Origin of the sequence: Streptomyces sp. MB09-01, assembly GCF_033794505.1 — a bacterium.
Classification (GTDB): Bacteria; Actinomycetota; Actinomycetes; order Streptomycetales; family Streptomycetaceae; genus Streptomyces.
In genome coordinates this window covers 1-1,596 of the sequence record NZ_JARAYQ010000532.1, presented here as the reverse complement: position 1 = coordinate 1,596, position 1,596 = coordinate 1, and the positions used below count along the sequence as shown (strand labels likewise).

At 74.4% G+C, this 1,596-nt stretch carries 1 protein-coding gene; it reads right to left on the bottom strand.

From position 1 onward, the window contains the following. Positions 1 to 1,311, bottom strand: a 1,311-nt coding sequence (locus PV721_RS43235; protein WP_319734333.1) for a sensor histidine kinase, incomplete at its 3' end; no start/stop codon positions are given. Positions 1,312 to 1,596: the final 285 nt, after the last annotated feature.

Sequence of the window (1,596 nt, the reverse complement as noted above, 5' to 3'; positions counted from 1 at the left end):
CTGCGGGGCCGGCTGCCAGGGCGCCGGCACGGGGACCGGTTCCAGGTGGGGGATCGAGGGGGCCTCGCCCGTGCCCCACGAGGTGGACCGGGAGCCGCCCGCCGCGTCGGCGGCGCCCGGCGCCTCCGCGCCCAGCAGCTCCTGCGGCAGCACGAGCACGGCGAGCACGCCACCGTAGATGTTGGACTTGAGCTCGACGGCGATCCCGTGCCGGCGGGCCAGTGCCGCGACGACGAACAGCCCGATCCGCCCGTCCGCCAGCAGGTGCCGGACGCTGATCTGGTCGGGGTCACCGAGCAGGGCGTTCATCCGGTGCTGTTCCTCCACCGGCATGCCCAGCCCCCGGTCCTCCACCTCGACCGCGATCCCCGCGGTGACCCGCTCGGCGCGCAGCACCACATCGGTGTCGGGGGCGGAGAAGACCGTGGCGTTCTCGACCAGTTCGGCCAGCAGGTGCACCACGTCGGCGACGGCGTGCCCGCGGACGCTGCCGCCGGCCGGGGGCACGACCTTGACCCGGGTGTACTGCTCGACCTCCGCGACCGAGGAGCGCAGGACCTCGCTCAGCTCGATCGGCCGGGTCCACTGGCGGCGGGAGGCGGCCCCGCCCAGCACGGCGAGGTTTTCGGCGTGCCGGCGGATCCGGGTGGCGAGGTGGTCGACGTGGAAGAGCTCCTTGAGCAGGTCCGGGTCCTCGACCGTGTCCTCGAGGTCGTCGAGGAGCGAGATTTCCCGGTGCACCAGGGACTGGAGCCGACGCGCGAGGTTGACGAAGACTTCGACCTTGCGCTCGCTGTCGGACGGGGTGGCCGGGCCGGCCAGCCGTACGAGGGTGGCGTGCGCCTGTTCGCGGGCGCCGCGCAGCTCCTGGGAGAGCAGCCAGAACTCGTCCACCCCGGACGGGTCTCCGCCGGGCGCCGGCCCGCCCCGCACCGGACGCGGCGGGGTCTCGCCCCGTTCCAGCCGGTCGGCGGCGGTGCGCAGCTCGTGGCGGCCGCGCACGCTGGAGCGGCGCAGCGCCTCGCACCGGTCCCGTACGGCCTTCGCGGCGCGCTGGGCCCCGAGCAGGGCCGCGGCGAGGGCGCCGACCACGAGCAGGGCGCAGCCGGTGAGCACCGGCCAGAGCCGGGCGTCGCGTTCGCCCGCGCCGCCGCCGAGCTGGAGGGTGAAGATCACCGCGGCTGCGCCGCTCAGCGCGGCGGCGAGCGCCGGCAGGACGGCCGCGCGCACCAGTTGGGGGCGGATCTGCCGGCCGGGACCGGTGACGGCGTGTCTCGACGGGGAGTGGCGGGCGGCGCGGAGTCCGGACATCGGCGTCCTCGGTACGTGGGGCCCGGCCCCCAGCGTTCCCGGGGCCCGGTGTTGATCACCGGATACCCACGCTAGACCCCGCCGTCCCACCCCGTAACGCCAGTTGGGGAACTTGGAGGGGGTGCTTCCTGCTCCCGGTGGAGCGCTCGTACAACCGCCCGAATGCGCCCGGCGGTCCCGGGCGGGAACGGCCGGCGGTCGAATGCGAGCGGATGTACGAGCGCTCCACAGGTAGCAGGACAAACTCCTGGCTCTAATAAACATTTGAAGCTGCCGACGACGTAA